The sequence below is a fragment of the Candidatus Binatia bacterium genome (assembly GCA_029243485.1).
Classification (GTDB): domain Bacteria; phylum Desulfobacterota; class Binatia; order UBA12015; family UBA12015; genus VGTG01.
Genome location: JAQWRY010000047.1, coordinates 113227 through 135871, shown reverse-complemented (window position 1 = coordinate 135871; position 22645 = coordinate 113227). Strand labels below are relative to the sequence as shown.

General features: G+C 64.8%; 22 protein-coding genes and 1 tRNA gene. 9 read left to right on the top strand and 14 right to left on the bottom strand.

The genetic code is table 11. The annotated features are described in order from the left end of the window. From P8R42_13565 to P8R42_13545, 5 genes are all read left to right on the top strand, one after another. A partial coding sequence (locus P8R42_13565) for an integrase core domain-containing protein (protein MDG2305643.1) occupies positions 1-210 on the top strand: 210 nt, incomplete at its 5' end. 121 nt (positions 211-331) lie between these two features. Continuing rightward, positions 332-405: transfer RNA gene (locus tag P8R42_13560), tRNA-Arg, on the top strand. Between the two features lie 524 nt (positions 406-929). Beyond that, a complete protein-coding gene (locus P8R42_13555) occupies positions 930-1289 on the top strand; it encodes a hypothetical protein (GenBank protein ID MDG2305642.1) in 360 nt (119 codons plus the stop codon). A gap of 18 nt (positions 1290-1307) precedes the next feature. Further along, positions 1308-2249: a TIGR03560 family F420-dependent LLM class oxidoreductase gene (locus P8R42_13550; GenBank protein ID MDG2305641.1), complete on the top strand. Its 942-nt coding sequence runs from the start codon at positions 1308-1310 to the stop codon at positions 2247-2249. A gap of 96 nt (positions 2250-2345) precedes the next feature. Continuing rightward, a complete protein-coding gene (locus P8R42_13545; protein ID MDG2305640.1) occupies positions 2346-3539 on the top strand; it encodes a serine hydrolase in 1194 nt (397 codons plus the stop codon). A gap of 323 nt (positions 3540-3862) precedes the next feature. On the opposite strand, the gene P8R42_13540 is transcribed toward P8R42_13545, so the two are convergent. The 5 genes from P8R42_13540 to P8R42_13520 form a co-directional block, all read right to left on the bottom strand. Continuing rightward, the gene (locus P8R42_13540; GenBank protein ID MDG2305639.1) at positions 3863-5197 is read right to left on the bottom strand and encodes a DUF1552 domain-containing protein; all 1335 of its coding nucleotides are present in this window, start codon (positions 5195-5197) and stop codon (positions 3863-3865) included. Continuing rightward, on the bottom strand, positions 5194-6945 hold the full coding sequence (locus P8R42_13535; GenBank protein ID MDG2305638.1) for a DUF1592 domain-containing protein: 1752 nt from the start codon (positions 6943-6945) through the stop codon (positions 5194-5196). The genes P8R42_13540 and P8R42_13535 overlap by 4 nt, the downstream gene beginning before the upstream one ends. Positions 6946-6953: 8 nt before the next feature. Next, positions 6954-8027 (bottom strand): hypothetical protein, encoded by a 1074-nt coding sequence (locus P8R42_13530; protein ID MDG2305637.1) that lies wholly within the window; start codon positions 8025-8027, stop codon positions 6954-6956. A gap of 148 nt (positions 8028-8175) precedes the next feature. Continuing rightward, the gene (locus P8R42_13525; GenBank protein ID MDG2305636.1) at positions 8176-8607 is read right to left on the bottom strand and encodes a nitroreductase family deazaflavin-dependent oxidoreductase; all 432 of its coding nucleotides are present in this window, start codon (positions 8605-8607) and stop codon (positions 8176-8178) included. A 113-nt stretch (positions 8608-8720) separates the two neighbouring features. Then, entirely contained in the window at positions 8721-9722 is a 1002-nt protein-coding gene (locus tag P8R42_13520; protein ID MDG2305635.1) for a hypothetical protein, read from the bottom strand. 141 nt (positions 9723-9863) lie between these two features. Here P8R42_13520 and P8R42_13515 point away from each other — a divergent pair, with 141 nt between their 5' ends. The 3 genes from P8R42_13515 to P8R42_13505 all read left to right on the top strand — a co-directional run bounded on the left by P8R42_13515 (position 9864) and on the right by P8R42_13505 (position 12400). Next, positions 9864-10094 carry a hypothetical protein gene (locus P8R42_13515; GenBank protein ID MDG2305634.1) on the top strand — a complete coding sequence of 77 codons (231 nt, stop codon included), beginning with the start codon at positions 9864-9866 and terminating at the stop codon, positions 10092-10094. A gap of 492 nt (positions 10095-10586) precedes the next feature. Beyond that, positions 10587-11738, top strand: a complete 1152-nt coding sequence (locus P8R42_13510; protein ID MDG2305633.1) for a deoxyguanosinetriphosphate triphosphohydrolase — start codon at positions 10587-10589, stop codon at positions 11736-11738. Next, positions 11735-12400, top strand: coding sequence for a tetratricopeptide repeat protein (locus tag P8R42_13505; GenBank protein MDG2305632.1), 666 nt, complete (start codon positions 11735-11737; stop codon positions 12398-12400). The genes P8R42_13510 and P8R42_13505 overlap by 4 nt, the downstream gene beginning before the upstream one ends. On the opposite strand, the gene P8R42_13500 is transcribed toward P8R42_13505, so the two are convergent. From P8R42_13500 to P8R42_13480, 5 genes are all read right to left on the bottom strand, one after another. Continuing rightward, on the bottom strand, positions 12361-13986 hold the full coding sequence (locus tag P8R42_13500) for a hypothetical protein (GenBank protein MDG2305631.1): 1626 nt from the start codon (positions 13984-13986) through the stop codon (positions 12361-12363). The two genes, P8R42_13505 and P8R42_13500, sit on opposite strands and share 40 nt — an antisense overlap. Positions 13987-14506: 520 nt before the next feature. Beyond that, entirely contained in the window at positions 14507-15238 is a 732-nt protein-coding gene (locus tag P8R42_13495) for a tetratricopeptide repeat protein (protein MDG2305630.1), read from the bottom strand. 61 nt (positions 15239-15299) lie between these two features. Continuing rightward, complete coding sequence (locus tag P8R42_13490; protein ID MDG2305629.1) at positions 15300-15794, bottom strand: bifunctional nuclease family protein; 495 nt, start codon at positions 15792-15794, stop codon at positions 15300-15302. Between the two features lie 87 nt (positions 15795-15881). Then, positions 15882-17294 carry a VWA domain-containing protein gene (locus P8R42_13485; GenBank protein MDG2305628.1) on the bottom strand — a complete coding sequence of 471 codons (1413 nt, stop codon included), beginning with the start codon at positions 17292-17294 and terminating at the stop codon, positions 15882-15884. A gap of 55 nt (positions 17295-17349) precedes the next feature. Then, entirely contained in the window at positions 17350-18336 is a 987-nt protein-coding gene (locus tag P8R42_13480; GenBank protein ID MDG2305627.1) for a MoxR family ATPase, read from the bottom strand. Between the two features lie 81 nt (positions 18337-18417). Between P8R42_13480 and P8R42_13475 the strand changes: the two genes are divergently transcribed. After that, a complete protein-coding gene (locus P8R42_13475) occupies positions 18418-19185 on the top strand; it encodes an NRDE family protein (protein MDG2305626.1) in 768 nt (255 codons plus the stop codon). Here P8R42_13475 and P8R42_13470 read toward each other — a convergent pair. From P8R42_13470 to hflX, 4 genes are read right to left on the bottom strand one after another with little or no spacing between them, the layout of a single operon-like run. Continuing rightward, positions 19166-19945 (bottom strand): inositol monophosphatase family protein, encoded by a 780-nt coding sequence (locus P8R42_13470; protein MDG2305625.1) that lies wholly within the window; start codon positions 19943-19945, stop codon positions 19166-19168. The genes P8R42_13475 and P8R42_13470 overlap by 20 nt on opposite strands. Further along, positions 19935-20759 (bottom strand): outer membrane lipoprotein-sorting protein, encoded by an 825-nt coding sequence (locus P8R42_13465; GenBank protein ID MDG2305624.1) that lies wholly within the window; start codon positions 20757-20759, stop codon positions 19935-19937. The genes P8R42_13470 and P8R42_13465 overlap by 11 nt, the downstream gene beginning before the upstream one ends. Next, complete coding sequence (locus P8R42_13460; protein ID MDG2305623.1) at positions 20756-21313, bottom strand: CDP-alcohol phosphatidyltransferase family protein; 558 nt, start codon at positions 21311-21313, stop codon at positions 20756-20758. Before P8R42_13460 ends, P8R42_13465 begins: the two co-directional genes overlap by 4 nt. Beyond that, the gene (hflX, locus tag P8R42_13455; GenBank protein MDG2305622.1) at positions 21298-22629 is read right to left on the bottom strand and encodes a GTPase HflX; all 1332 of its coding nucleotides are present in this window, start codon (positions 22627-22629) and stop codon (positions 21298-21300) included. Before hflX ends, P8R42_13460 begins: the two co-directional genes overlap by 16 nt. Between the last annotated feature and the right edge of the window lie 16 nt (positions 22630-22645).

Sequence of the window (22645 nt, the reverse complement as noted above, 5' to 3'; positions counted from 1 at the left end):
CTCGAGAACTACTACAGCCCGTGGGAACTGGAGCGTGCGATCGGTCGCTTCGTCGAGCACTACAACCACCGCCGCTACCACGAGTCACTGGACAACGTGACTCCAGCCGATGCATATCATGGGCGGCGCACCGCGATCCTGACGCGCCGCGAACAGATCAAGAACAAGACAATGGCCCGTCGTAAGCGACAGAATCTACGCGCCGCGTAGGCGGGCAAACGCGCCGGAAGTGTCCCTTATAAATCAGGCCCACTGATCCAAACGTCTTTGACGACGTACATGCAGCATCCAGATGGGGAGCGTGGCCGCGTAACTCACTGAAAAACCTAAAGCCCCCGTAGCTCAGGTGGATAGAGCGCAGGATTCCTAATCCTGAGGTCGCGTGTTCGAGCCACGCCGGGGGCACGTATTTTCAGTGGTTTGCTGGTGGCGAGTCCTCATCCTCGGCGCTTGGGTGCCCATCGGGGTGCCCAATCGAGTTTCTAACCTCTGCTCTTGAAGCGCGGTTGATCTTGCTGGCGGCCTCTCGGAGTTCTTCTCCGGCACGCCGGCTTTCATCAGCTTTCGGCAGGCCGTTCGTCGGAAGTCGTGGGGCCTGAGTTCGGGGAATCCCCGAGGCTCGCCGCTCTTGGTGTCCTTGTGCCAGAGACGGACCTCGCGAGTCTCGAAGTCGATTCGTGACCAGTCCAGCGGGAGCACTTCACTCTGGAGCCTCCACCCAATGAGATAGGCGAATGTGCTCGGGGTCTTCAGTAGTCCGGAAGCCTCACCAACAGGCGCTGAAACTTCCACTTGTCGAAAAAGTCGGTGCGGATCCCCCCTCAGAGAGAATCTCGAACTCGGGTACGCGGGAGACCCGGCGGCGCTCCTTCGAGCCGTTTCCCAATCGCGTTCGCATTTTGCAGGACGGGCCGCTTCTGGATCTGAAGATGGAAAACGGCGTCTGCCCGCATTTCGACAGACAATGTACCGCCTACGAGGGAAGGCCAATCGAGTGCGAGCTCTTCCCGCACACGATGCACCGAGTGATTCCCATGGGGATGTTCGTCTTCGTGACGTACCACCACCGCGTCGTGTGCCCGATCCGCTCGGAGCTTTTTGCGACGGATGCGGCAGCCCGCGAGAAGATCACGGCGCTGATCCGCAACGTGTATGGTCCGGCTTGCCGACCCGTTCTGATCAACGAGAACGCCGATCGGTTTCGTGTCTTGCGACGCGCCTACTTCTGGCTCCAGTGCCTCGCGTATCCATCGACTCGGTTCCGGGTTCCGCTCGATCATGCCGGCTGATTCGGATAACGAAGGCTCATGGCCTCGATCCCACTGCATTTCGGTATCCAGACGCCGCAGGAGGGCGCGACCTACGACGCGCTCGCGGCGCATTGGCGGGCGGCGGATAGTCTCGACTTCGACTCGATCTGGCTCGACGATCACTTCTACTCGGTCGTCCGCGCCCGCTCGGAGAGCCAGATGGATGGCTGGATGTTGCTCGCGGCGCTCGCGCGCGAGACCGAGCGGATCCGCATGGGACTTCTGGTCGCGTGCAACTCGTACCGAAACCCGGCACTCGCAGCGAAGATGGCCGCAACCATCGACGTGATCTCGGGTGGACGCTTCATCCACGGGGTCGGCTGCGGGTGGTTCGAAGAGGAGTATCGCGGCTATGGGTACGAGTTCCCGTCTGTCGGGACGCGGCTGGCTCAGCTCGACGAGGCGGTTCGGCTCCAGAAGCTTCTTTGGACGACTGAGAACCCCTCCTTCGAAGGACGCTTCTACAAATTGAAAGACGCGTGGGCGGAGCCGCGGCCGGTCCAACAGCCGCACCCGCCCATCCTGATCGGAGGCGGTGGCGAGAAAGTCTTGCTTAAGCTCGTCGCCCGGCACGCGAAGATGTGGAATCACGGCGGAACCGTCGACGAACTTCGCAACAAGATCGAGGTCCTGCGCGCGCACTGCTCGAGCGAAGGGACTGACATCAATGCGATCGAAAAAACGTGGTTTGGCAACGTCGTCATCGACGAGGACCCGAGCCGCGCACAGGCGCGCCTCGAACGTCTCGCCAAGGCGTGGGGAAGATCTCCCGACGAGATGGCCAAGAGCCACCTCGTCGGAACACCAGAGGCCATGATCGACCGGATGCACGAATACCTCGAGGCGGGCATCACGGGGTTCATCGCGATGTTCGGGCGCGTCGACGATCTCCGGACGACTCGCCTCGTCGGCGAGAAGGTCCTTCCTGCGTTCCGCTAGTCGGCTAGAGCGACCCTTCGACTTTCGTGTGCTTCTTCGCAAAGCGCACCCCGAACCGGGTAGCGATCGAATGATCTCGCGGGGTAGGCTCCGCTGATGCGCAAGTCGACTGCCTTCTTCGCCCTCGCGCCTCTCCTCGTCCTCTCCTGTGGTGGTGGATCGAGCGGCGGTGGCTCGAGTGCATCTCCAACCGAAGCCCTGGAGTTTCCCGGTTCCGAGTGGACAGAGAGCTCCCCCGCCGATCAGGGTATGGACGCGGCGGGGATTGAGCAGGCGTTCGATTACGCCTTTCAGGATGGCAAGGAGACCCAAGGCGTCGTCGTGGTGAAGAACGGCTACCTGATCGCCGAGCGCTACAGTGACGGAGCCGATGCGAGCACGCTCGCCACGAGTTGGTCGGTCGCCAAGAGCTTCACGAGTGCAACCATCGGTATCGCGGTCGACTCGGGCGCTTTGGAGGGTATCGACCTCCCGGTGTCGGACTTGATCACGCGCTGGAAGGGCACTGCGAAGGAAGACATCACGATTCGCGCGCTTCTGGAGATGCGCTCGGGGCTCGATTGGAACGAGGGGGAGAGCTCGACCCTGTACTACATCGCCGAAGAGGACCAGGTTGCCGCGGCCCTCGATCTCGACGTCGTCGCGCCGCCTCACGAGCGGTTCAACTACACGAGCCCGAACTCGATGCTCCTGGGTGAGGTCGTCACAGCGGCCGTGGGCCGGAGCCAGGCCGACTTCGCTCAGGACCGGTTGTTCGGCCCCATCGGAATGTCTGCCGACTGGTGGTTGGACGGAGCTGGCCAGACGATGGGGTATTGCTGCATCGACGCGACGACGCGCGACTTCGCCCGTTTCGGGCTGTTGTTCGCGCGCGGCGGCGAGTGGCAGGGGGAGCAGGTCGTGAGCCGTGCCTGGGTGGAGGAATCGACTCGTCCCCTTCCGGGCGCGGAGTTCTATTCGCATCATTGGTGGACCCGCACACAGCCGGGTCTCCCGACTGATCTGTACTCCGCGCAGGGCCTACACACGCAGCGGATCTACGTGGTCCCGAGCCTGGATCTGGTCGTTGCTCGAAACGGCTCCTACCAGAGGGTGGGCGACGAGGCCGTCCGGGCGGGCACCAACGTGCACGTCACGCAGCCGCCGGACCAGTGGAGCGACGCCGACTTCCTTCGCCCGATTGTCGCTGCGGTAAAGGGCGCCGCGGAGTCGTCCCAGGGGCCGTCGTCGGTTTCGTCTGCTCTCGCCGAGCGGGCCCGCGCGGCGCTCGAATCCGCCGGACTTCTCTGAACCAGGATCTCGATCAATCACTTCGTTCTGAAGAGCAGTCCCGGGATGATGCTGACATGCGTCATCGTCGCCGTGTTCAACAGGCCGTTGCTTTGATCCGTAGAGTTGACGAACGGTTTTCTCTTCGCCGCGAACAACGGCCTTACGGGCAAGAAACTCTTCACGACTACGTGCGGGGATGGCGTCGTCGCAGTGGCGGAGCAATGTGATCAGGGCGGTGAGAACGGGAGCGCGGGAAGCTGCTACAACGCGAACTTTCACCTTGCGATCGAAGGCGGGGCTTCGGTCGGTGGCGACGTCGTGTACCGGGGACGACGGTCGACTCAGGCGAGGATCTCGCTGATCGGTTGGTTCACCTGCATCGAGCGGGTTCCCCATTCCTCGATCGGGAGCCCCATGACCTGCTGCACCGTGAGTCCGATGCGGGTCACGGGCTCGCCGTTGCCTCGTACGTGAATGCCGGGCCGAAGGGCGCCGCCGGCGCGACCGGCGATCATCACGGGCAGGCCTGTTACGTCGTGTGACTTCGCGAACGAGCTCTCCGAGTGGCCGAGGACGAGACAGCTGTCGAGCAGAGTGCCGGCTCCCTCCGATGTCGCGGCGAGGGTACGGACGAATTCTGCCCACGCATCCATCGAGGCGAGAGCGAAGGCAGTGGCCTGGGGTTGGTAGCCGAGTTCGGCGTCGACCAACTCGTCGTGGGTCAGCTCGTGATGCGCGGCGCTACTGCCCGGCTGACGGAGCCCCGAGAGGCCCCACGAAAAGAGCATGTTGAACACCCGGGTCTGATCGCAGAGAAGCCCGAAAACGAGTAGATCGGTGAGCATGCGGTGCGTTGCGGCCGCCTGCGGAAGATCGGTCCCAAGCTCCTCGCCGCGGGGTTCGTCGGGGCGCGTGCAGCCCTCGAGTTCCGGCGGGCTGAGAGAGAGCTCGATCTGCTGCTCGAGTTGGCGGAGAGACGTGAAGTACTGATCCAGCCGTTGTCGGTCGTGGCTGCCCAGCAGCTTCTCGAGGCGTGCCACATCGTCTTGCACGACGGAGAGGGCACTCTGTCGTAGGAGGGTCCGAGGATCCGGCGCTTGCTGGGTGTCGTTGGGGTCGACGAAGCCGGGACCGAAGAGCCGCGTGTACATCTCAAGCGGTGAGACCGTGCTCGGGTTCGTGCTCGTGGTGCCTTCGCGACTGTAGCTCTGTCTCGGATTGCCCGTGGCCGCCATCTCGAGAGAGCGAAACCGCGTGGCGCCGCCGATCTCGCGTGCGATTTGGATGTCCAGCGTCGTGTCCGGGAACTGGCCGTCTTGTTCGGGGGTCGAGCCCGTGAGCATTGCGGCCACACCGGTGGAGTGCGGCCAGTTCGCGCGCCCGTCGAGGATCGTGTTGAAACCGGAAAGGACGCTGACTTGGCTCTTGACGTCGGCGAGGGCCGCGAGCTCGGGCGCGATGTCGTACTCTGCGCCTTCGCTTGAGGGGATCCAGCGGTCCGGATTGATGCCGCAACCCCAGAACCACGTGCCGAACCGGACGGGAAGAAGCCCGCCCTGGGCGAGCGCCGTGCCGTTGTCGTTCAGAAAGTAGTCGAACAGAGGCAGGCCGATCGCGACGGCGCCGCCGCTGGCCATCCCGCGCAGCACGGTTCTGCGGCTGATCCGGCGCTTCATGGTTGGTCCTCCTCGGCGGCGCGCGGGCCCTCGGTGGTGCGGAAGCCTTCGCTCAGGGCGATCTCCCGCAGTAGGTCGCGGAGTCGGTAGCCGGAGTGCGCGAAGCTGTGGGTGAGGAAGTCGAGGAGCTCGTCTTCCTCTGCCGCCACGTCCCGCCCCGTCGCGTAGCGGTACAGCGTCCGGACGAAGCACTCCGAGAGCGCCGGGTCGCTGGCGAGAGCGACACCGAGCCCGGGCGGGCCATCGAAGGCATTCCCGCCGAGTTCCCCCGAGGCGTCGATCACTTCGCCGTTCTCGGTGTCGCGCTCGATGCCGAGGCCGTCGAGATTCTCGAGCGCCAGGCCCAGCGGATCCATGAGGCTGTGGCACCCGGCGCAGGCCAGGTTCGCCTGGTGGGCTTCGAGGCGTTGTCGCGCGGTGCTCGAGCTGAGGGCGGCCTCGTCGGCGAACAGCGAGAAGTCGAGGTCGCCTGGAGGCGGCGGCACATCCTGGCAGAGCAGAACTTCGCGAATGAACTTCCCTCGAAGCGTAGGCGAACTGCGACCGGGGTGGGAGTGAAGCGCGAGCAGACTCACTTGTGTGAGGAGCCCGGCGCGCCGGCTATCGTCGGCAAAGACGTAGGGCTCCCATCCGTCGGGAGAGGCTGCCGGCACACGGTAGACGAGGCCGAGCGCCCGGGTCATGAAGGAGTTTCTCGTTATGAAGAGTTCGCGGTAGTCGCGTTCTTCTTCGAGGAGATGTTCGACGATCACGCGGAGTGTCTGCTCGCGCGCGTCCTGCATCACGGCCTGGCTGAACGCGGGAAAGATCGCGGGGTCTTTGCGAACGAGTCCCTGCTCGATCAGGTCGAGGCCGTACATGTCGGAGAACAGGGCGCGGACACTGTCCTCGAGACGCGGCGAGCCCAGCATCCGATCCACTTGAGTGGCGAGGCCGGCGTCGTCCGTGAGGTCGCCCGCTTCGGCGGCCGCGAGAAGCTCCTCATCCGGCGTAGTGTTCCACAGGAAGTAGCTCAGCCTCGAAGCCACCGAGAGGCTCGTGAGGCGGCGTCCTCCCGCGGTCGCGGCGGCCTCGTCCAGCTCGATCCGAAAGAGGAACTCGGGAGAGACCAGTAGAGTCGAGAGCGCGACTTCCAGACCACCGTAGAAGTCCGCGAGATCGGCCGCGGCATCGCGTGCGACGGCGACGCGGGCAGTCACCTCGTCTTCGTCGAGCGGCCGCCGGAACAGGCGTCGGCCCACCTGAGCGATGAACTGCGCAGCGCAGCCGTCGTCAACGCCGGTCGCGGATTCGGGTGTGCAAGGGACGTTCGTGCCGCGGCGGCCCGCGTCGACTACTTGCGCCGCGACGTTGCGAGCGATGGAGTCGTAGCCTTCGAGTCCCGAGGCCGTGAGGCCGACGAACGTCGCGCCGATGGCGAGGAGCCCGTCGCGACGAGCGTCGGGTTCGATGCGCCCGGCGAGGACCAGGTCGTCGCCGAGCACGTCGAGGATGCTTGCTCGGTACTGTGCCTGGGTGAGCCTTCGCATCGCGATAGGACCGCCGAGCGCGCTACCGGGCTCCGTCGGGGGATCGGTCGGAGGCAAGGGCAGGGGAGGCGGTCCCGGCTCGTTGGTGGGCATGGGTCCCGGCACGGGGCCGGTCGGGGGCGCACCGCCAGAGGAGCTGGACGTGCTGTCGCCGCAGGCGCTCGCGAGCGCGAGGAGCAGAACCAGGACTGTGGCGTGGGCTGCGCGGCCGTAGGTCATGCGCTCGCTCACTTCGCCACGAAGGCCGGTACGGCCTCGAACCGATACGCGGCGGAGACGGACGAGCAGGTGCCGGTGGCCGGGTTGTAGTCACCGTCGGCGTTGTGCTGGAGAGCGGACCACAGGCCCGTACAGGTGTATCCCAGAGCGGCCGCTCCGGCCTGGCCCGCCTGCTTGCCGAAGATCTCGTACATCTCATCGATGCCCGTGTAGCCAACGAATTGACCGCTCGCGGTTCCGTCGTCGCCGATCTCGAGTCGGACGTAAGCGTCCTTCAGCGAAAGGTCCGTCTCGACGATCTGGATGTTCAAGCGCCAGCGGAAGTCGGTGGGGCCGGCGGTGACGACGCCGTCGACGATCGCGCCCGAGGCCACTGTCCCGTGGTAGCGCGCGTCTGCATGCGTCGAGAGCGTCCCGAAGGGAAGGAGGCTTCCGTCGGCTGCCGTAGCCGGCGCGTCGGTGCTGGCAAAAACCCGGACGGTCACCGACTCGTCGTTCTCGACGTCGTCGACTCCCGAGACCTCGATCAGGATCGTGCTCGAGCCGTCGCGCACCGAGTTGTCCACGATGGTGTCCGCGATCTCCCCGGGCTGATGACCACGAATGCAGCCGAGAACCCGCCAGAGGTTGAAGTCGTACCCACTCTCACCGCCCGGTCCGCTGAAGTCATCATGGGCGCATTCGCCTGCCGCCGGCGCGTTCGCCGAAGACGAGTGGCCATCGAGATCGAAGCCGAGGCCGCTTCCGTCAGCGAGAAGAGATTGAAATCGTGGGTCGAAGCCGGCTTCGGGATCGAGGCAGTCATCCTCGATGGGTTGGCCGTCGTTCGCGAACTCACCGGGCGCCCAGTTGAAGCCGAGCGGGCAGACCTCCCCGTCGTGCTGGGGGTACAGGTATCCGAAGGACGAGATGACGAACCCGAGGGTCTCGCCGGTGGGCGCAGCCGGGGTGGCGGCCGGTGTCGGTTGCGGCGCGGCCGAAGTGCTCGTCTGGGAACCTCCGGAGCCCGAACCACAGGCGAGCAAGAGCGCCGCGAACATGGCGATGCTGGCGGGGGCGAGGCGACGAATCCCGATCGGCATTGGAACCTCGGGAGTATCGAACTTAGCTGCCGACCGTCAACAGGGGCTGTGCCGGCGAGGCTCTAGAACCGATACGAGAGCTCCGCGCCGAAGTCCGCGGGATTCCGTAGGCCCGTGACGCCAGGCGGTGGTGTGGGGCGGCTCTTGCTCAGCGCGGGTCGAGGACGATGACCGGTATCGGGCGTTTCGTGCGGGATTGGTAGTTGGCGTACTGCCCCTGATTCACTTCGTCCGCCCGATCCCACAGGCGAGATCGCTCTTCGCCCTCGCTCACCCGGGCGCGTACGACGATGCGCTCGCGACCGACCTGGATTTCGACGTCGGGCTCCGCCTTCAAGTTGTGAAACCACCCCGGGTGCTGTGGCGCGCCGCCCTTCGAGGCGACCACCACGTAGGCATCTCCATCGCGCACATAGAGAAGCGCGGCGGTTCGGGGCTCGCGTGTGCGTCGCCCAACCGTCCGGAGGAGCAACATCGGACGCCCTCCGAGGCTCGCACCGACCCTCCCGTCGGTGTTCTCGTACAGCCACTGGTGCACGCCCAGGAGGGAACCGAATACACTCTCGACGACGGCGTTCATGAGAGGGATCGTAGTCGCTTGCGGTGACGGACCGCAACTAGGGCAGGGGTGGTCCAACGGGATCCCGGCAGTGCGGGACCGCCGAGATCCCCGGCCCGGCTCACCGCGTCGCCTCAGTCTTCGAGGGGCGGGTACTCCGGTTCGCGTCCGCGCACGGGTAAGTCCAGCTTGGCGCGGACCTCCGCGATCGGCGCTACGAAGTGATCCCACGGGTCCCACGTCGTGTCTCCGATCAGGTCGCGGTTGACGTGGGAGCCATGCTCGAGCCCGGCGAGCAGCGAATCGGGATCGACCTGGCGCTTCATTCCGGGCAGGAATGGACTCGAGCCGATGCCGAGCTCGAATTGCGCGAGCGCGAAGAGCAGGATGAAGAAGGGGTCTGCCTTCTCGAAGCCGGCCTGGAACGCGACGACGGCGCATTCCTCGCTTGGCGTTGTGCCGTAGCCGCCGAGCACGTGGCAGCAGTCATGGCGCATGACGGGCGGGGGAGGCCCCCCGAGCTCGCCGGGGTAGGAGAACTGGTTGCGCGCGATGAAGGTCGCATAGGCACGACCGAAGGTCCCTTCCGGGTACGTGTCGAGCTGATGGTATCGCGCCGCGAGCGCCGCATCTTCATGACCGAGCGCGCCCTTCACGATGTCGAGGATTCCGCTCATGCCCTCGGACTTCACGTATCCGTTTACGGCCTTGGGAATGAAGCTGCGTCGCGCCACGTCGATCTGGACGGCACGGAACTTCTCGTTCAGCACCTCTCGAAACGCCTTGACGGGCGCGGGGTCGAGTCCGAGCTCGTTCGCGGTTTCGGTCAGGATCGCGAGGCGCCGCTCGGTCGGTTCGCCATCGACGAGGCCGACCATCGTCATCCCGCGCAGGATTCGTTCGCGCCACTCGGTCTCGGGAACGGCGGCGGCCAACTCCACCGCGGAGATCGGTGCGGTGGCGTCGATGTCGAGGTCGACTTTCAAGAGATGGTCGCGCACCGCGGTCAGGAGGGCGCGCGCACGCTCTGTCATTTCGCCGTCGCTCGTGGCGACGGCCTTCAGGCTTGCAAGTCCGGCCCGCGCGATCGCGTCGCGCCGTTGTGGGGGAGGCTGATGACTCATGTCGATGACCATTTCGCGAGCGTAGCCTGATCGAGGGGATACAGGAACGACGGGCCCGGTATCCCAGGCGAGAGAGCCGACGACGCACGGCCGATGGCCGTCGAGGGTGTCGTCCGAGCAGGCTCTGGCCGCGGCTGCTAGGGTTCACCTACCGTGATCTGGGTTCAGCGCACCATCTGGGTGGTCCTCGCCGTTTTCTCGGTGATGGTTCTCTACGTCGTCTTCTCGGGCGGCCTCGTGGACGACGAGGCGGCCAACGAGAGCGCTCGGAAGCAGGCGAAGGCCTTGGGTCTCGAGCCCAAGCCCGCGGGCGAGATGGCCTACGACCGGTACCTCCCGGGCGGACGCCAGAACGTGAAGCCGGACGAACCCGCGGCGCCCTGAGATCAGCGCGGTTCGAGGCTCCTCACGGCCATCGTCGAACTGCAGATATCGCCATTGATCGTCGAGTTGCGAGGACTTCATCGAAACGGACCTCGGACAAGAGCCTGGCCCAGAGCTTGCCGCCCTGCCAGGTCCGATAGCCGCCTCGGCTCAGCGTCCGCGGAAGGTTGTCGGCGTAGCGGTTCTCCCTGCGCTCAACACGATCCAGGGTGGGGAGGTCGACGACGTCGAGGCACTGCGACCACTCGTGACCGTGTGCTGACAAGAGGGTCTGCACAGCCGGCGTGCAGCCACCTTGCTGACAAGTACAGGGAAACCAAGCCTTGTCGAACCCGCCCTTGCTACCCCCCCCTGTTTTCGCCCAGAATGTTCTCAGGCCGAGGACGTGAGCGGCTACGGCAGGGCGGCGTGGGCCGTGGCCGACCGAAGGAGGGGTGTGGTGAAGCTGAGGCGTACGGGGAGGGCCGATTTCGGGCCCATCGGGGGGAGGGCGTGAACCGCCAGGAACTCGAGACCCACGAGGACGTCTGGCTGGCGTCCTGGGCGATGCGGAGCGCCGACAGCCGCGGTCGCAAGCATCCGGAGCCAGAGCACGACCTTCGCACCGCGTTCCAGCGCGACCGCGATCGGGTGATTCACTCAACTGCGTTCCGTCGCCTCGAATACAAGACGCAGGTCTTCGTGAACCACGAAGGCGACTACTACCGCACGCGTCTGACGCACACGATGGAGGCGGCGCAGGTCACCCGGACCATCGCGAAGTCCCTGCGACTGAACGAAGATCTGGCCGAGGCCATCGTTCTTGCACACGACCTGGGCCACACGCCGTTCGGTCACGCGGGGGAGCATGTGCTCGATGCTCTGATGGAGCCGTACGGCGGCTTCGAGCACAACGCGCAGAGTCTTCGGATCGTCGAACAGCTCGAGGAGCGCTACCCCGAGTTCCCCGGGCTGAACCTCACTTGGGAAGTGCGCGAGGGGATCGTCAAGCACTCGTCGGAGTACGATCGACCGCTGGTGAAACTGTTCGATCCCGAGATCGCACCCACGCTGGAAGCACAGGTCGCGGATTTCGCCGACGAGATCGCGTACAACTGCCACGACATCGACGACGGCGTTCAAAGCGGGATGCTCGATGCCAATCGAATGGCAGACGTCGCGTTGTGGCGCGAAGCTTATGCGAAGGCCATCGATCGTTCGCCGGACGCACCGTTCTCGATCCTGCGCTACCAGACGGTTCGTCGCGTTCTCGATGCGATGGTTTCCGACCTCGTCACGACCGTGGGGCAGGGGATCATGGATCACAAAGTGCAGACCATCGACGATCTGCGGCACGTTCGCCCGCGACTCGCGCGGTACAGCGACGACATGGCGCCGAAAATCCGCGAACTCAAGGACTTCTTGATGGAGAACCTTTACAAGCACGTACGGGTGGTGCGGATGGGGGTGAAAGCGAAAACGGTTCTGACCGGAATCTTCGAGAGCTACCTGGAGGAGCCGCGACAGATGCCCGAACATGTCTACGAGCAGATCGCGAATGGCAGTGATCCGCCGCGCGTGATTGCCGACTACGTCGCCGGCATGACCGACCGCTTCGCTCTCGAAGAGTACCGCAAGCTGTACGATCCGCTGGAGCGCGTATGAGACGCCGCGTCTACCTCGAGATCCACCGAGAGGATCACAAGAACGACGCTCTCGGACTGGTCTTTCTCGGCGCGCTGGAGCCCGAGCGCTGTCTCGAGCTGCTCAAGAACTACCTCGGGCCGCACGCCAAGCTGAAGCAAGTCGAGGTGGACGATTCCGTTCTGCGCGTCGAGGCTGATGTTCGCGAGTTCGCCGAGGAAAGCCAGAACCTCGTGCGGATGGCGCGCGACATGATGCGCGCCGGTCGCATGAAGGGCGCCCTCGGCCAGTTCGAGGAAGCGCTTCGCTTATCGCCCCTGAACGAGCACGCTCTCAAGGGCCTCGGCCGACTGTACTATCGAAGCCGGCAGCGAGACGAGGCGAGGTACTATCTCACGCGCGCACGAGAGGTCGCTCCGGACGACTGCGATGTGCTCCGGCTTCTTGCAGAGATCGCGCTGCACGACGAACGGCCGCTGGCGGCCCGCGAATACCTCGAGCTCCTGCTGCAGATGGATCCGAACGACAAGCGCGCGCGAACGGCACACGCGCGCCTGATGCCGGAAGATGCCCGACGCATCCGCGAGACGATCGCAGAAGACCCGCCGTCCGAACTGCGGACGACGCAGCTGGCGGACGACGATCAGCCGGTCAAGGAAGAGGGCGAGCCGCCGCTCACCTGAGGCTCTCTCGTGCGCGCGACGGACGGCGGAGCCAGCACTCGCAGGTCTCCGAAAGCCTCGACAGGTCGCAGTTCCGGCAGCAGCGCGCGAATCGCCCGGCAGTTCTCTTCGCCGGGATACACGACGAGGTAATCGGCTCCGGCAGCACTCAGGAGCCGCGCGGTTTGCCTCGGATCGTCGCCGCAGACTGTCCAATGGAACCCGGCACGGGTCGAGAACGCGGCGAGCGCTTGCGCCTTCGTGCTCACGAGCCGAACGGGCTCCTCGCTCTCATCGGCCCAGCGCACGAGCGCACGTTCGTCTTCGGAAGGTCCGGCCGTCGCGAAACGCAGGAACACGGCATTGTCGTGTACGGCGACGGCACCGGTGACGAGGCTCCCGGCGATGAGCACGACGGAAACGGCCCGAAGCCAGCCTGGCGCACTGGTGAGCAACAGCGCGAGAGCCAGCGTGATGGGAAGGATCATCGGCAGCCCGTGCCGCCAATGAAACCACCATTCCCAGATGAGCGTGCCGTGATGGACGTGCACCGCAGCAAGTGCGCCGACGCCAGTTGCAAGCGTGGCCACGACCGTACGCGACTCTTTCGCACGGAGCCAACTCCAGAACGCGCGCAACGTCGGCGCACGGAGCGCAACCACGACCAGCGCGAGCGGAACGAGGTAGACCGCAGCCCCGAACGAACGCGCATACGCATTGGGGTGCGTGGGGTCGAACGCGGCGACGAACCCGGTGAGTCGATCCGACAGGTAGGCAGTCCAGCTCTCGGCACCGAGTGTGATCGGGAACGGCGCAAGCCCGTCTGTCTCGCGATACGATGCGTAGTCGAGCAATACAAGCGGTGAGAACGGAACGACGAAACCGCTCAGATGCCACGCCCAAAGCGCGACGACGGAACCCGCGGAGAGCAAGGCTACGGCGGACGCTCGAAGATCTCGGGCATCGTGCGCCGTCACGAACACGCTGGCGGGCACAGCCAACGCAAGCGGCAGCAGCTGCGGTCGCGACAGAAAAGCGCATCCGGCAAGCACGCCGGCGATGAATGCCCACGAGAGCGATGCGCGTTCTCGCGTCTTATCGACCGCAAGGAGGCTCGCGAACGTCGTCGCGTATACCAAACCTTCGGCGTACGGCAGTGACGTGTGTCGGAAGAACACCGGATTCAACGCGAAGAGAAGCGCCGCCACGTGCCCCACGGTCAGGTTCGGTGCACGCGACCACGAAACGTCGTTTCCGCCCGAAAACGCCACGGCCAATCGATTCGCGAGCCCGTACAATAAAACGAGCGAGAGCCCGTACAGCGCGACCGGCAGCGCAACGGCTGCGGTCGCCAGGTCTACGATCCGAGCCGTGTGCCCGAGAAGCAGCGGCCACAGCGGATAGATGTTGCTCGCGTGCGGGAACGACTGGAATCCCTGATGGTAGAGCGAGAGCCGGGTCTGGAGTCCGTCGCCAGCCGCCACGTGGCCGGCGACTTGATAGTAATTGCTGCCGTCGAGCGCGTGATGTCCCACCGGCGCCGGCCACGCCGCGAGCTTTACGCCGACGCCGCCCAGGACGATCAGCGCCAGCAGCGCCAGCCGCACGGCGTCTCTCGAACGAGTTGGTCGCTCCGTGACGCTCTCGTAGACGTTCTCCTGCACCTGACAGAGGCTTCGGCACGATGGGGCCGGTTCTGGAGCGCTTCTGCCGGCAAGAGGCCGGGTGGCCTCATGCAGATTTATCTATTTGTCATAATCTATCTTATCGGACATTACGCCAGATGAAAAAGGCCCAAAAGAAGGGCCCTTCTCAATCTCCGCGTTGTGTCCGAGAGAGGTCCTCCTCGGCTTCGAAGCGCGGCCTATGACGGGCAGCGGGCGGACCCGGTCGCCCAAGGTGTCGAGCCCTCCTTCGCCAGAGCATCGAATTGTGGGCTCGTATCCCGCCCGTATCCGTAGGCCCCGCGAGATGGTCGGCGCGCAGGGTATCGATCGAGATGAGGATGGTTCCCCGCGGCTCAGGTGGCTTGCCGTAGGTCACACATCGAATTCCGGGTGCCTTTGTGGCCAGCTGGCGTCAGTCTCCGTCGACCTTCGCCGGCGCGGAGCCGGCACGTGTCCGTCGCTACTGCGTCTGGAATTGCAGCGGGTTGATCCCGCCGAAACCCGGGTTCGCCGGTGCCGGAAGCTCTCCGCCCAACGCCATGATCCGGGCGCGTGCGAATTCCTTGGCCGGCGCCTGCGGATTGTCGTTCAGGTACGCAGCGTAGAGGTCGAGCGCACGGTCCTTCGCGCCCACGGATTCTTCGACGGCTGCGAGCTCGAGCGTGACCTCTGGCTTGGCCGGCCCAGAGAGACTGAGCGCGCTGTCGAGCTCGCTCTTGGCTCCGGCGGTATCGCCTTTCTTGGCCAGTGCACGGCCGAGGTTCAGGCGCGCCAACTGCTCGAGCGAGACGGTCGTGGAGCCTCCGAGATACTCCTTGTAAAACTTGATCGCTTCGTCTGGCTTGTCGAGCTGGAGCGCTGCGCGTCCGGCGTACAACGTCGCGAGTCGCCCGTAGTCGGTGCCACCAAGGCTTCCGGCGAGCGCGGAAAAACCGTCGTAGGCCTCCTGCCACTGATCTGCTTGATACAGTTCGATCGCCGAATAGAACTGCTGGTTGGCGCTCGCGTTACGCGACGAGTTCCACCAGCCCGCGAGGCTGATCAGAATGAGGAGGGCAACGAGACCGATCGCGCCGTACTGAACGGTCGATTGGTTCTCCTTCGCCCACTGGACGACCTTGCCGGAAGCCGTGACGAACTCGTCCGGCTGCTTCAGTTCCTTCTGGGTGAGTTTCTTCGCCCGCGCGCTCATGTTCTATACTTCCTCGTCTGGGCAGCTTGGTGTGAGAGATCGCTCTCTCTCAGGCGCTGCATCACATCTTGTACTTGAAGTCGTCCGGCGTCATGCGGTCGAGAATGTCGGCCCACTTTTCCGGAGACACGTTCGAAAGATTCTGTTCCTGTCCGTCGTCCTGCTTTTGCTGCAGGATGCTCGATTGTTCGAGTACTTTCTTGGCGACGTAGATCGGGCACTTCGCGCGAATCGCCAGCGCCAGAGCGTCGCTCGGGCGTGAGTCGATCTGCAGTTCGCGATCGCCGGCTTTCAGGTGGATCGTCGCGTAGAAGGTGTTCTCCTTTAGGGCACTCACCTCGACAGCTTCGACCGAGCCCGTGAGGTCGCCAATGATCGTCTGAAGGAGATCATGGGTCATGGGCCGGGCCATCTCGATGTTCTCGAGCTCCGTCGCAATGGCGGTGGCCTCGAGGAGGCCGATCCAGATGGGGAGACTGATTTTGTTGTCGGCGTCGCGCAGCACCAGGATCGGCGTTTTCGTCGCCGGGTCGAGCGTGAGTCCGTCCACACTCATTTTTATGCTGTCTGCAGGATTCATGCCGTTGGCCCTGTGGCCCCTTTCCTACCCAGCGGTCCGCGCGCGGTCAACGGCTGGAGCCCGTCAGGAGACCAAGAGGCGATCGATCACGCGGTAGAGCTGATTCAGGTTGCGGCATTCCTCGACGAAGTCGCAAAACGGCCCGTACCGGTCCATTTCGCTGTCGCCGAAACCCCACGTGTTCTGGCTCTCGGGGTTGAGCCACAAGACCTGCTTGGCGCGCTGCTGAATGTCCCGAATGGCCCATTCGTGAGGCAGATTGTAGTTGTTCCGGGCGTCGCCGAGGATGATCACCGTCGTGCGGCGATTGATGATCGAGAGATTGTCGGTGTGAAACGACTTGAACGCGCGCCCGAAGTCGGAATGCGCGAACACGTTGATCACGTCGCCACGCAGCGCCTGATCGACGGCCTCGTTGATCTCGAGGTCCTCGAACAGGCGCGTTACTTCGCCGATGTCGGCAACGAAGATGAAGCTCCGGACTTTCGAGTAAAGATCCTGCAGCGAATACACGAACTGCAGCATGAAGCGCGACACGTTGCGCACCGAGTCGGAGACGTCGCAGAGCACGACGATCTGCGGCTTGTGCTTCTTGCGCCGGTCGAACTGGACGTCGAACGGTACGCCGCCGAACTGGGTATTGTGTCGGAGCGTGCGCTGGAGATCGAACGTTCCGCGCTTGGCGCGTGAGCGTTTGATGGAAACGACGTTCTTCAGTCGCTGCGCGAGCCGTGCCACCGCCTCCTTCATACGGCGGATCTCATCTTCGCTGAGATAGTAGAAGCTCTTTTCGCCGAGTTCGCCGAGGCGGGTCTCGTCACCGGGGCGTTTCTCTTCGCGTGCGGTTTCCAGCTTGGCCGCGCGCTTCATCATGTCGGCGAGATCAGCGAGCCGCTGGCGGATGAGTTCGCGAAGCTTCGCCGCCATCTCGGGGTCTAGCCCCATGCCTTCCAACTCTTCAGAGAGCTGCCCCAACTCGCGCGCGATGTCGGAGAGGCCCATTTGCTCGCCGAGTGCGTGCCCGAGGCGCCCCTCGCGGGTCCGCCCTTCTCCGCCCTCGCCCTTGGCCTGCTCCATGGCTTCGCGGATCTTCTGCTCGAGCGTTCCGTCGTCGTGTTGCATCAACGCTTCGGCGATCTCGGAGAGTTCGCGGTCGTTTTCTTCAAGCAGGTTCTTCAGCTGATCGAGCAGATCTTGGTAGTCGGCAGCCGATTCGGCGACCTTCTGGCCGCCCTCTTCGCCGACCTCTTTTATCGCGGCGCCGAGTCCCGAGAAGAACAGGTCGAAGAGCTCGTCGAACGTCGTAAGATCAGTCGAGCGCTTCACCATCGTGGCGCGAAGGACCTCTTTCACGAGTTCACGCGAGGCGAGCCCCGTACCTTGGAGCGCGTTCAGCGCGTCGAGCGTCTCCGAGGTGGAGAGGCGGATTCCGTGGTGGCGTAAGAGAGCGCCGAATTCGAGAATGCGGGCTTCCACAGGATCTCTCCGAAACGATCCGCGGGCGGAGCACGAAGGCGCTCAGCCCTACGGCTCAGTGCAGCACGCCCTCGTTGTTGCCGCCGCCCTCGCCGCCTTTGTCTCCTTTGTCACTCTCGGTCTGGCGGGCGCGCTGACGCGAGACGTGTTCGCGAAGTTCCTTCTCCGCTTTTCGCATGTCGGTCTCGTACTTGAAGATCGCACTCAGAGTGTCGCGCACGGCCTCGTCGCCGAGGGTCTCCACGTTGAGGAGTGCGAGCGCGCGGGCCCAGTCGAGGGTCTCGCTGATGCTCGGGGACTTCTTCAGGTCGAGCCGGCGCACTCTCTGTACGAGCGCGACGACTTCGGAGGCCAGCGCCTCGGGGACCTCGGGGACCTTGAGACGCACGATCCTGTGCTCGTGCTCGGTGTCCGGGAAGTCGATGAAGAGGTGCAGGCAGCGTCGCTTCAGCGCGTCGGACATCTCGCGCGAGTTGTTGCTGGTTAGGAGGACGACGGGCAGGTTCTTGGCTTCGATGGTGCCGAGTTCGGGAACACTGACCTGGTAGTCGCTCAGGATCTCGAGCAGGAAGGCCTCGAACTCCGAATCCGATTTGTCGATCTCGTCGATCAGGAGGGTGACGGGCTCGTCGGAGGTGATCGCCTGGAGCAACGGGCGCGGCAGAATGAAGCGTTCCGAGAAGAATACTCCGTCTTGATCGGCGATGCGATCGACGGCTTCTTCCAGGGTGTTCGTGCCGGCGAGAACTTCGCTGATTTTGTCCTTGAGGATCTGCGTGTAGAGCAGCTGCTTGCCGTACTCCCACTCGTACAGAGCCTTCGCTTCATCTAGACCCTCATAGCACTGCAGACGGATGAGCTTCTGTCCGAGGCAGGCCGATACGACCTTGGCGAGCTCGGTCTTGCCGACACCAGCAGGGCCTTCGACCAGGATGGGCTTGTGCATCTTCGTCGCGAGATACACGACGGTCGCGATCGCTCGATTGCAAATGTACTTGCGCTCGGCGAATTGCTCGATGACTTCTTCGATGGAGTCGAACATGGGAACCTCGCGGAAAAACCAACTAAAACACAGGCTTTAGAGCAAGACAACGCGGTTCCCACTACGCTATTATCGACAATCGTGTGCACGCTCGCGGTCTATACGGACGCCTGGAGTGACCTCCCACTGGTGGTCGCGGCGAATCGGGACGAGTTCTTCGACCGGCCGGCCGTCCCGCCGGAGATCCTGGGGGACGGCGCCGCCTTCGGGGGGCGCGATCTTTGCGCCGGGGGGACCTGGCTCGCCGTGGGCCGCAGTGGGCTCGTCGTGGGCGTTCTCAATCGCCGATCGGAGAAGGCGCCGGATCCTTCCTGCCTCTCGCGGGGCACACTCTGCGTTGCGCTCGCCGAGACGGCGTCGTTGCCCGAGGCGCTGGCTCTCCTCCGCGTGCAGAATCCCGAGGAATACAACCCGTTCAACCTCTTGATCGCCGATCAACACCACGCCCACGTCGCGCAAAACCGGGGCGGCAAGATTACGATCGAGCAGCTGACACCCGGACTGCACCTGCTCACGAATCTCGACCTGAACGACATCGAGTGTGAGCGTATTTCGCGGTCGACGCACCGCTTTGCCGAGCTAGTACCGCTGCACGCGGCACGCCCGGATCGCGCGAAGCTGGTCGACGAACTCCATCTCATCCTCGCGGACCACCAGATCGCCCTCGACGACCGCAAGCCGACCGACCAGCTTTGCATCCACACGCCGACCTACGGGACACGGTCGTCGAGCCTGGTCTTGATGGACGACGTGGGCGCCCTCTCCTTCCTGTACGCGCACGGCCCGCCCTGTCGTACCGCTTACGGGCGGGTCGAACTGCCGTGGACCGCTACTTCTTCAGCCGGCTGAAGAGCGCCTCGGCCCGACCGGCCCCAGTTGCAAGGATGGGGTCGCGCGTCGACCGACCGAGGAGCAGGCTCGTGAGGTCGAGCGGCTTGCCGGTGCGCACGGACACGAGTTCGCCCCCGACCGGCCCAAGAAGCGCGGCCAGCGTTGCCGCCTGGCGGTGATTGAGACGCCCGAGCACGGCGCCTTCCGCGGCGCCCCGTGCGACCAGGCACGCATGGTAAAAAATCGGACCTTCGGCCTCGCGGCGTCGCCGCAGTCGGAGGATCGAACGCTTCTCGAGCCCGGTCCCGAGCACGAAGCGCGAGGGCTCCTTCGTGGCATCCGCAGTGACGGCGCGCCCCTGCCATCGGAGGGTTCCGGAACTCGCGACATAGAGATCGCGGAGCGCGGGTGCGTAGACGGCCGCAGAGAACGGTTCGCCCCGATACAACAGGCCCAACGAGACGGCCCACGTGGGCAGGCCCGCGAGGTATGCGTCGAGCCCGTCGATCGCATCGACCGACAAGACCCAGTCGGCCTTGGGGAGGGGGCCGGTCTCGTGAGTGAGCGCCACCCGCGTTCGTGGCTGGCTGGTTTGAGCTTCGCGGGAGATCCACGATTCGATGGCACGCGTCACCCGTTCGGCCGGTGGACGGGTCCCCGAAGTCGTCGCTGCGTTGTCGATCGCGATGGCGCCGGCGCGGCGTGCCAGGCGCGCGAGGCCTCTTGCGTCGAAAGGGCTCCTCGGACGACTCGTCTTGGTACTGCGCTCAGTCGACATGATCGAGGCCGCGCCCGAGCGCGCGCTTGGTGAACACGACGTCGTCGATTCCACCATCGTACTCGACATCGGAGATGTCGACGGTCGTGTGCGTACCGGGCTCGGGCTGGCGCAGCTCGAGACGGAACGCGGACGGAATTCCGCCTACGTCCCTAATGTCCTCGAATGTCAGGATCTTGGTCGGCGCATCGCCAGCCACGTACATCTCCATCGAGCGGAGCAGCAGATCTGGTTCCGAGAGTTCGACCGCCAGGCGGTCGTAGCTGGGATCGTCGCCCTGCAGGCGCAGGTTGAACCACACACGACCGGGTCGCTTCTTCTCGGCCGGGGTCTCGAGCGGGGAAGCTGTGGCGTCGGCGTCAGTCCACAGGAGGACGTTCTCGAGGATCTCCAGGTCGTCGTACGAGAAGTCCGTGCCCATGAAGCTCTTGCGGCGAGCGCGGGCGCTGATCTGCCGAACCCGTCCGAGCTCGGGGAGGTAGAGCCACTGCGTCGAGGGGCCCGCCTTCGGAATGTGCTGCAAAAAGGCCGTCCCGCGGACCTCCGGAGGTTCGAGGAAGACGCCGAGACTCTTCTCGGCCCCGTCTGGCTCACGCCGTGTGAACATCTTCATCTTCCGCAGGCGTTCGTTGCCGCGCTCGTCGACGATCCTGAGCGCCAGCACCTGACTGCGGTCCTTCCAGGACCGCTCCGTTCGCGCGAGGGTCCGGGCCTTCGCCAGAGCCGAGGCCCCCTCCTCGGCCTGAGCCGTCGGTGAGACCCAGAGCAGTGCGAAGAGCCCCGCCGCGGCGGCCCGGCGATACGCGTGCCTCATGCGGGCCGCGCCTGGTACCAGGTCAGGCCACGCCAGACGTACTGACCGCCGGCGAGGGCCGTCAGGGCCGCGGCGACCGCTAGCAGGACCTCGCCGAGCCAGGGAACCGGGAAGCCGGGATACCACAAGAGGAAGAGGCAGACGCCCAGGCCGCCGATCTGGAAGAAGGTCGCCCACTTGCCGGTCCGGCTTGGCTCGATCGCGATCGTTTCGCCGGTGACGAAGAACAGCGTCAGGTAGCCCGTCAGGCACACGATGTCGCGCGTCAGAATGATCGTGAGGACCCAGAACGGAACCACACCGACGAGCGAGAGCTTCACCAGAAGCGTGATGACGAGCCCCTTGTCGGCGAGCGGATCCAGGTACGCACCGAGTTCCGTGCGCGTATCTGTGTAACGCGCGATGAAGCCGTCCAGGCCATCGGTCACGCCCGCTGCGAAGAACAGGAAGAACGCCAGTCCGAAGCTCCCGGAGTCGAGCGCGATCAGGATCGCCGGGATCGCGGCGATCCGAAGCATCGTGAGCGCGTTCGGGACGTTCAGGGCGTTGAGCATACAACGTCCCCAAGCTGTTTCTCGATCTGGCCGGCGAGTTTGTGGGTCACCAGGGCGGTAACGCGCGTGCCGGTCTCCTCGTCTTGGCGCTCGAGGACCCTACCTTCGCGGTGAACGCGTGCGAGGATCTCTCCCCGTCCGAAGGGGATCCAGAACTCGACCTGCTGCGCGCGTTTGGCGAGGTGCGTATCGATCGCCGCGAGAACGTCTGGGAGCCCGTCCCCGGTTTGAGCCGACGCGAGGACTCCACCGGTTCGCTCGACCTCGTGGGCGACTCCGGCACGGTCTGCCTCGCTGAGTCGGTCCGCCTTGTTCCACACGAGCACGGTCGGTGCGTCGGGCACGTCGATCTCCTCGAGAACCTCATCGACGACGCGGCGGTGCACCTCCCGCTCGGGATTCGAACCGTCGACGACGTGGAGCAGAAGATCCGCCGTGCGCACCTCCTCGAGCGTGCTCTTGAACGCCTCGACGAGTTGGTGGGGGAGCTTGTGAATGAACCCGACGGTGTCGCTCAGAAGCGCCGTACCGGCTCGCTTGAGTTCAAGACGTCGGACCGTCGGGTCGAGAGTGGCAAAGAGCTTGTCGTCGATCAGAACATCCGCGCCCGTCAGGGCGTTCATCAGCGTGGACTTGCCGGCGTTGGTGTAGCCGACGAGGGCGATCGTCGGGAACGGGACCTCCGCGCGCTCCTTGCGGTGCAGGTCTCGCGTGCGCGCGACCTCGCGAAGTCGCCGGCGCAGCATCGCGACACGTTCGCGGAGCCGTCGGCGGTCGACCTCGAGTTGCGTCTCACCGGGACCACGCGTGCCGACACCGCCGCCCTGCTGGCGCGACAAGTGGGTCCAGTGCCGCGTGAGTCGCGGCAAGAGGTACTCGAGCTGCGCGAGTTCGACCTGCAGTTTTCCCTCGATGCTCTGAGCGCGCTGCGCGAAGATGTCGAGGATGATCTGACTTCGGTCGATGATCCGCACGGTCGGGTCGCCGAAGGTGCGCGGATCCACGACGCGCTCTAGGTTGCGCTGTTGGGCTGGAGTGAGCGGGTCGTCGAAGACCAAGAGGTCGACGCAGAGCTCCTGCACCATCTCCCGGATCTCGGCGACCTTGCCCGACCCGATGAAGGTCCGCACGTCGGGCATGTTGCGCCGCTGTGTCGTGGAGCCGACGACGACGGCTCCGGCGGTCTCACAGAGGCGCCCGAGCTCGGCTAGGGACTCGTCGATCGGGTGCAGAGCCTCGCTGGCCCGGGTCTCGAGCCCGACGAGCAGCGCGCGCTCCGTCGTTCTTTCTACCTCGATCGGCCCTTTTCGACTCATAACTGATTGTGCGCTG

Excerpts from the sequence above, each read along its gene's own strand:
- P8R42_13555 (MDG2305642.1), top strand. The coding sequence starts at position 930 with ATGGAAAACGGCGTCTGCCCGCATTTCGACAGACAATGTACCGCCTAC.
- P8R42_13550 (MDG2305641.1), top strand. The coding sequence starts at position 1,308 with ATGGCCTCGATCCCACTGCATTTCGGTATCCAGACGCCGCAGGAGGGC.
- P8R42_13545 (MDG2305640.1), top strand. The coding sequence starts at position 2,346 with ATGCGCAAGTCGACTGCCTTCTTCGCCCTCGCGCCTCTCCTCGTCCTC.
- P8R42_13540 (MDG2305639.1), bottom strand. The coding sequence starts at position 5,197 with ATGAAGCGCCGGATCAGCCGCAGAACCGTGCTGCGCGGGATGGCCAGC.
- P8R42_13535 (MDG2305638.1), bottom strand. The coding sequence starts at position 6,945 with ATGACCTACGGCCGCGCAGCCCACGCCACAGTCCTGGTTCTGCTCCTC.
- P8R42_13530 (MDG2305637.1), bottom strand. The coding sequence starts at position 8,027 with ATGCCGATCGGGATTCGTCGCCTCGCCCCCGCCAGCATCGCCATGTTC.
- P8R42_13525 (MDG2305636.1), bottom strand. The coding sequence starts at position 8,607 with ATGAACGCCGTCGTCGAGAGTGTATTCGGTTCCCTCCTGGGCGTGCAC.
- P8R42_13520 (MDG2305635.1), bottom strand. The coding sequence starts at position 9,722 with ATGGTCATCGACATGAGTCATCAGCCTCCCCCACAACGGCGCGACGCG.
- P8R42_13505 (MDG2305632.1), top strand. The coding sequence starts at position 11,735 with ATGAGACGCCGCGTCTACCTCGAGATCCACCGAGAGGATCACAAGAAC.
- P8R42_13495 (MDG2305630.1), bottom strand. The coding sequence starts at position 15,238 with ATGAGCGCGCGGGCGAAGAAACTCACCCAGAAGGAACTGAAGCAGCCG.
- P8R42_13490 (MDG2305629.1), bottom strand. The coding sequence starts at position 15,794 with ATGAGTGTGGACGGACTCACGCTCGACCCGGCGACGAAAACGCCGATC.
- P8R42_13480 (MDG2305627.1), bottom strand. The coding sequence starts at position 18,336 with ATGTTCGACTCCATCGAAGAAGTCATCGAGCAATTCGCCGAGCGCAAG.
- P8R42_13470 (MDG2305625.1), bottom strand. The coding sequence starts at position 19,945 with ATGTCGACTGAGCGCAGTACCAAGACGAGTCGTCCGAGGAGCCCTTTC.
- P8R42_13465 (MDG2305624.1), bottom strand. The coding sequence starts at position 20,759 with ATGAGGCACGCGTATCGCCGGGCCGCCGCGGCGGGGCTCTTCGCACTG.
- P8R42_13460 (MDG2305623.1), bottom strand. The coding sequence starts at position 21,313 with ATGCTCAACGCCCTGAACGTCCCGAACGCGCTCACGATGCTTCGGATC.
- hflX (MDG2305622.1), bottom strand. The coding sequence starts at position 22,629 with ATGAGTCGAAAAGGGCCGATCGAGGTAGAAAGAACGACGGAGCGCGCG.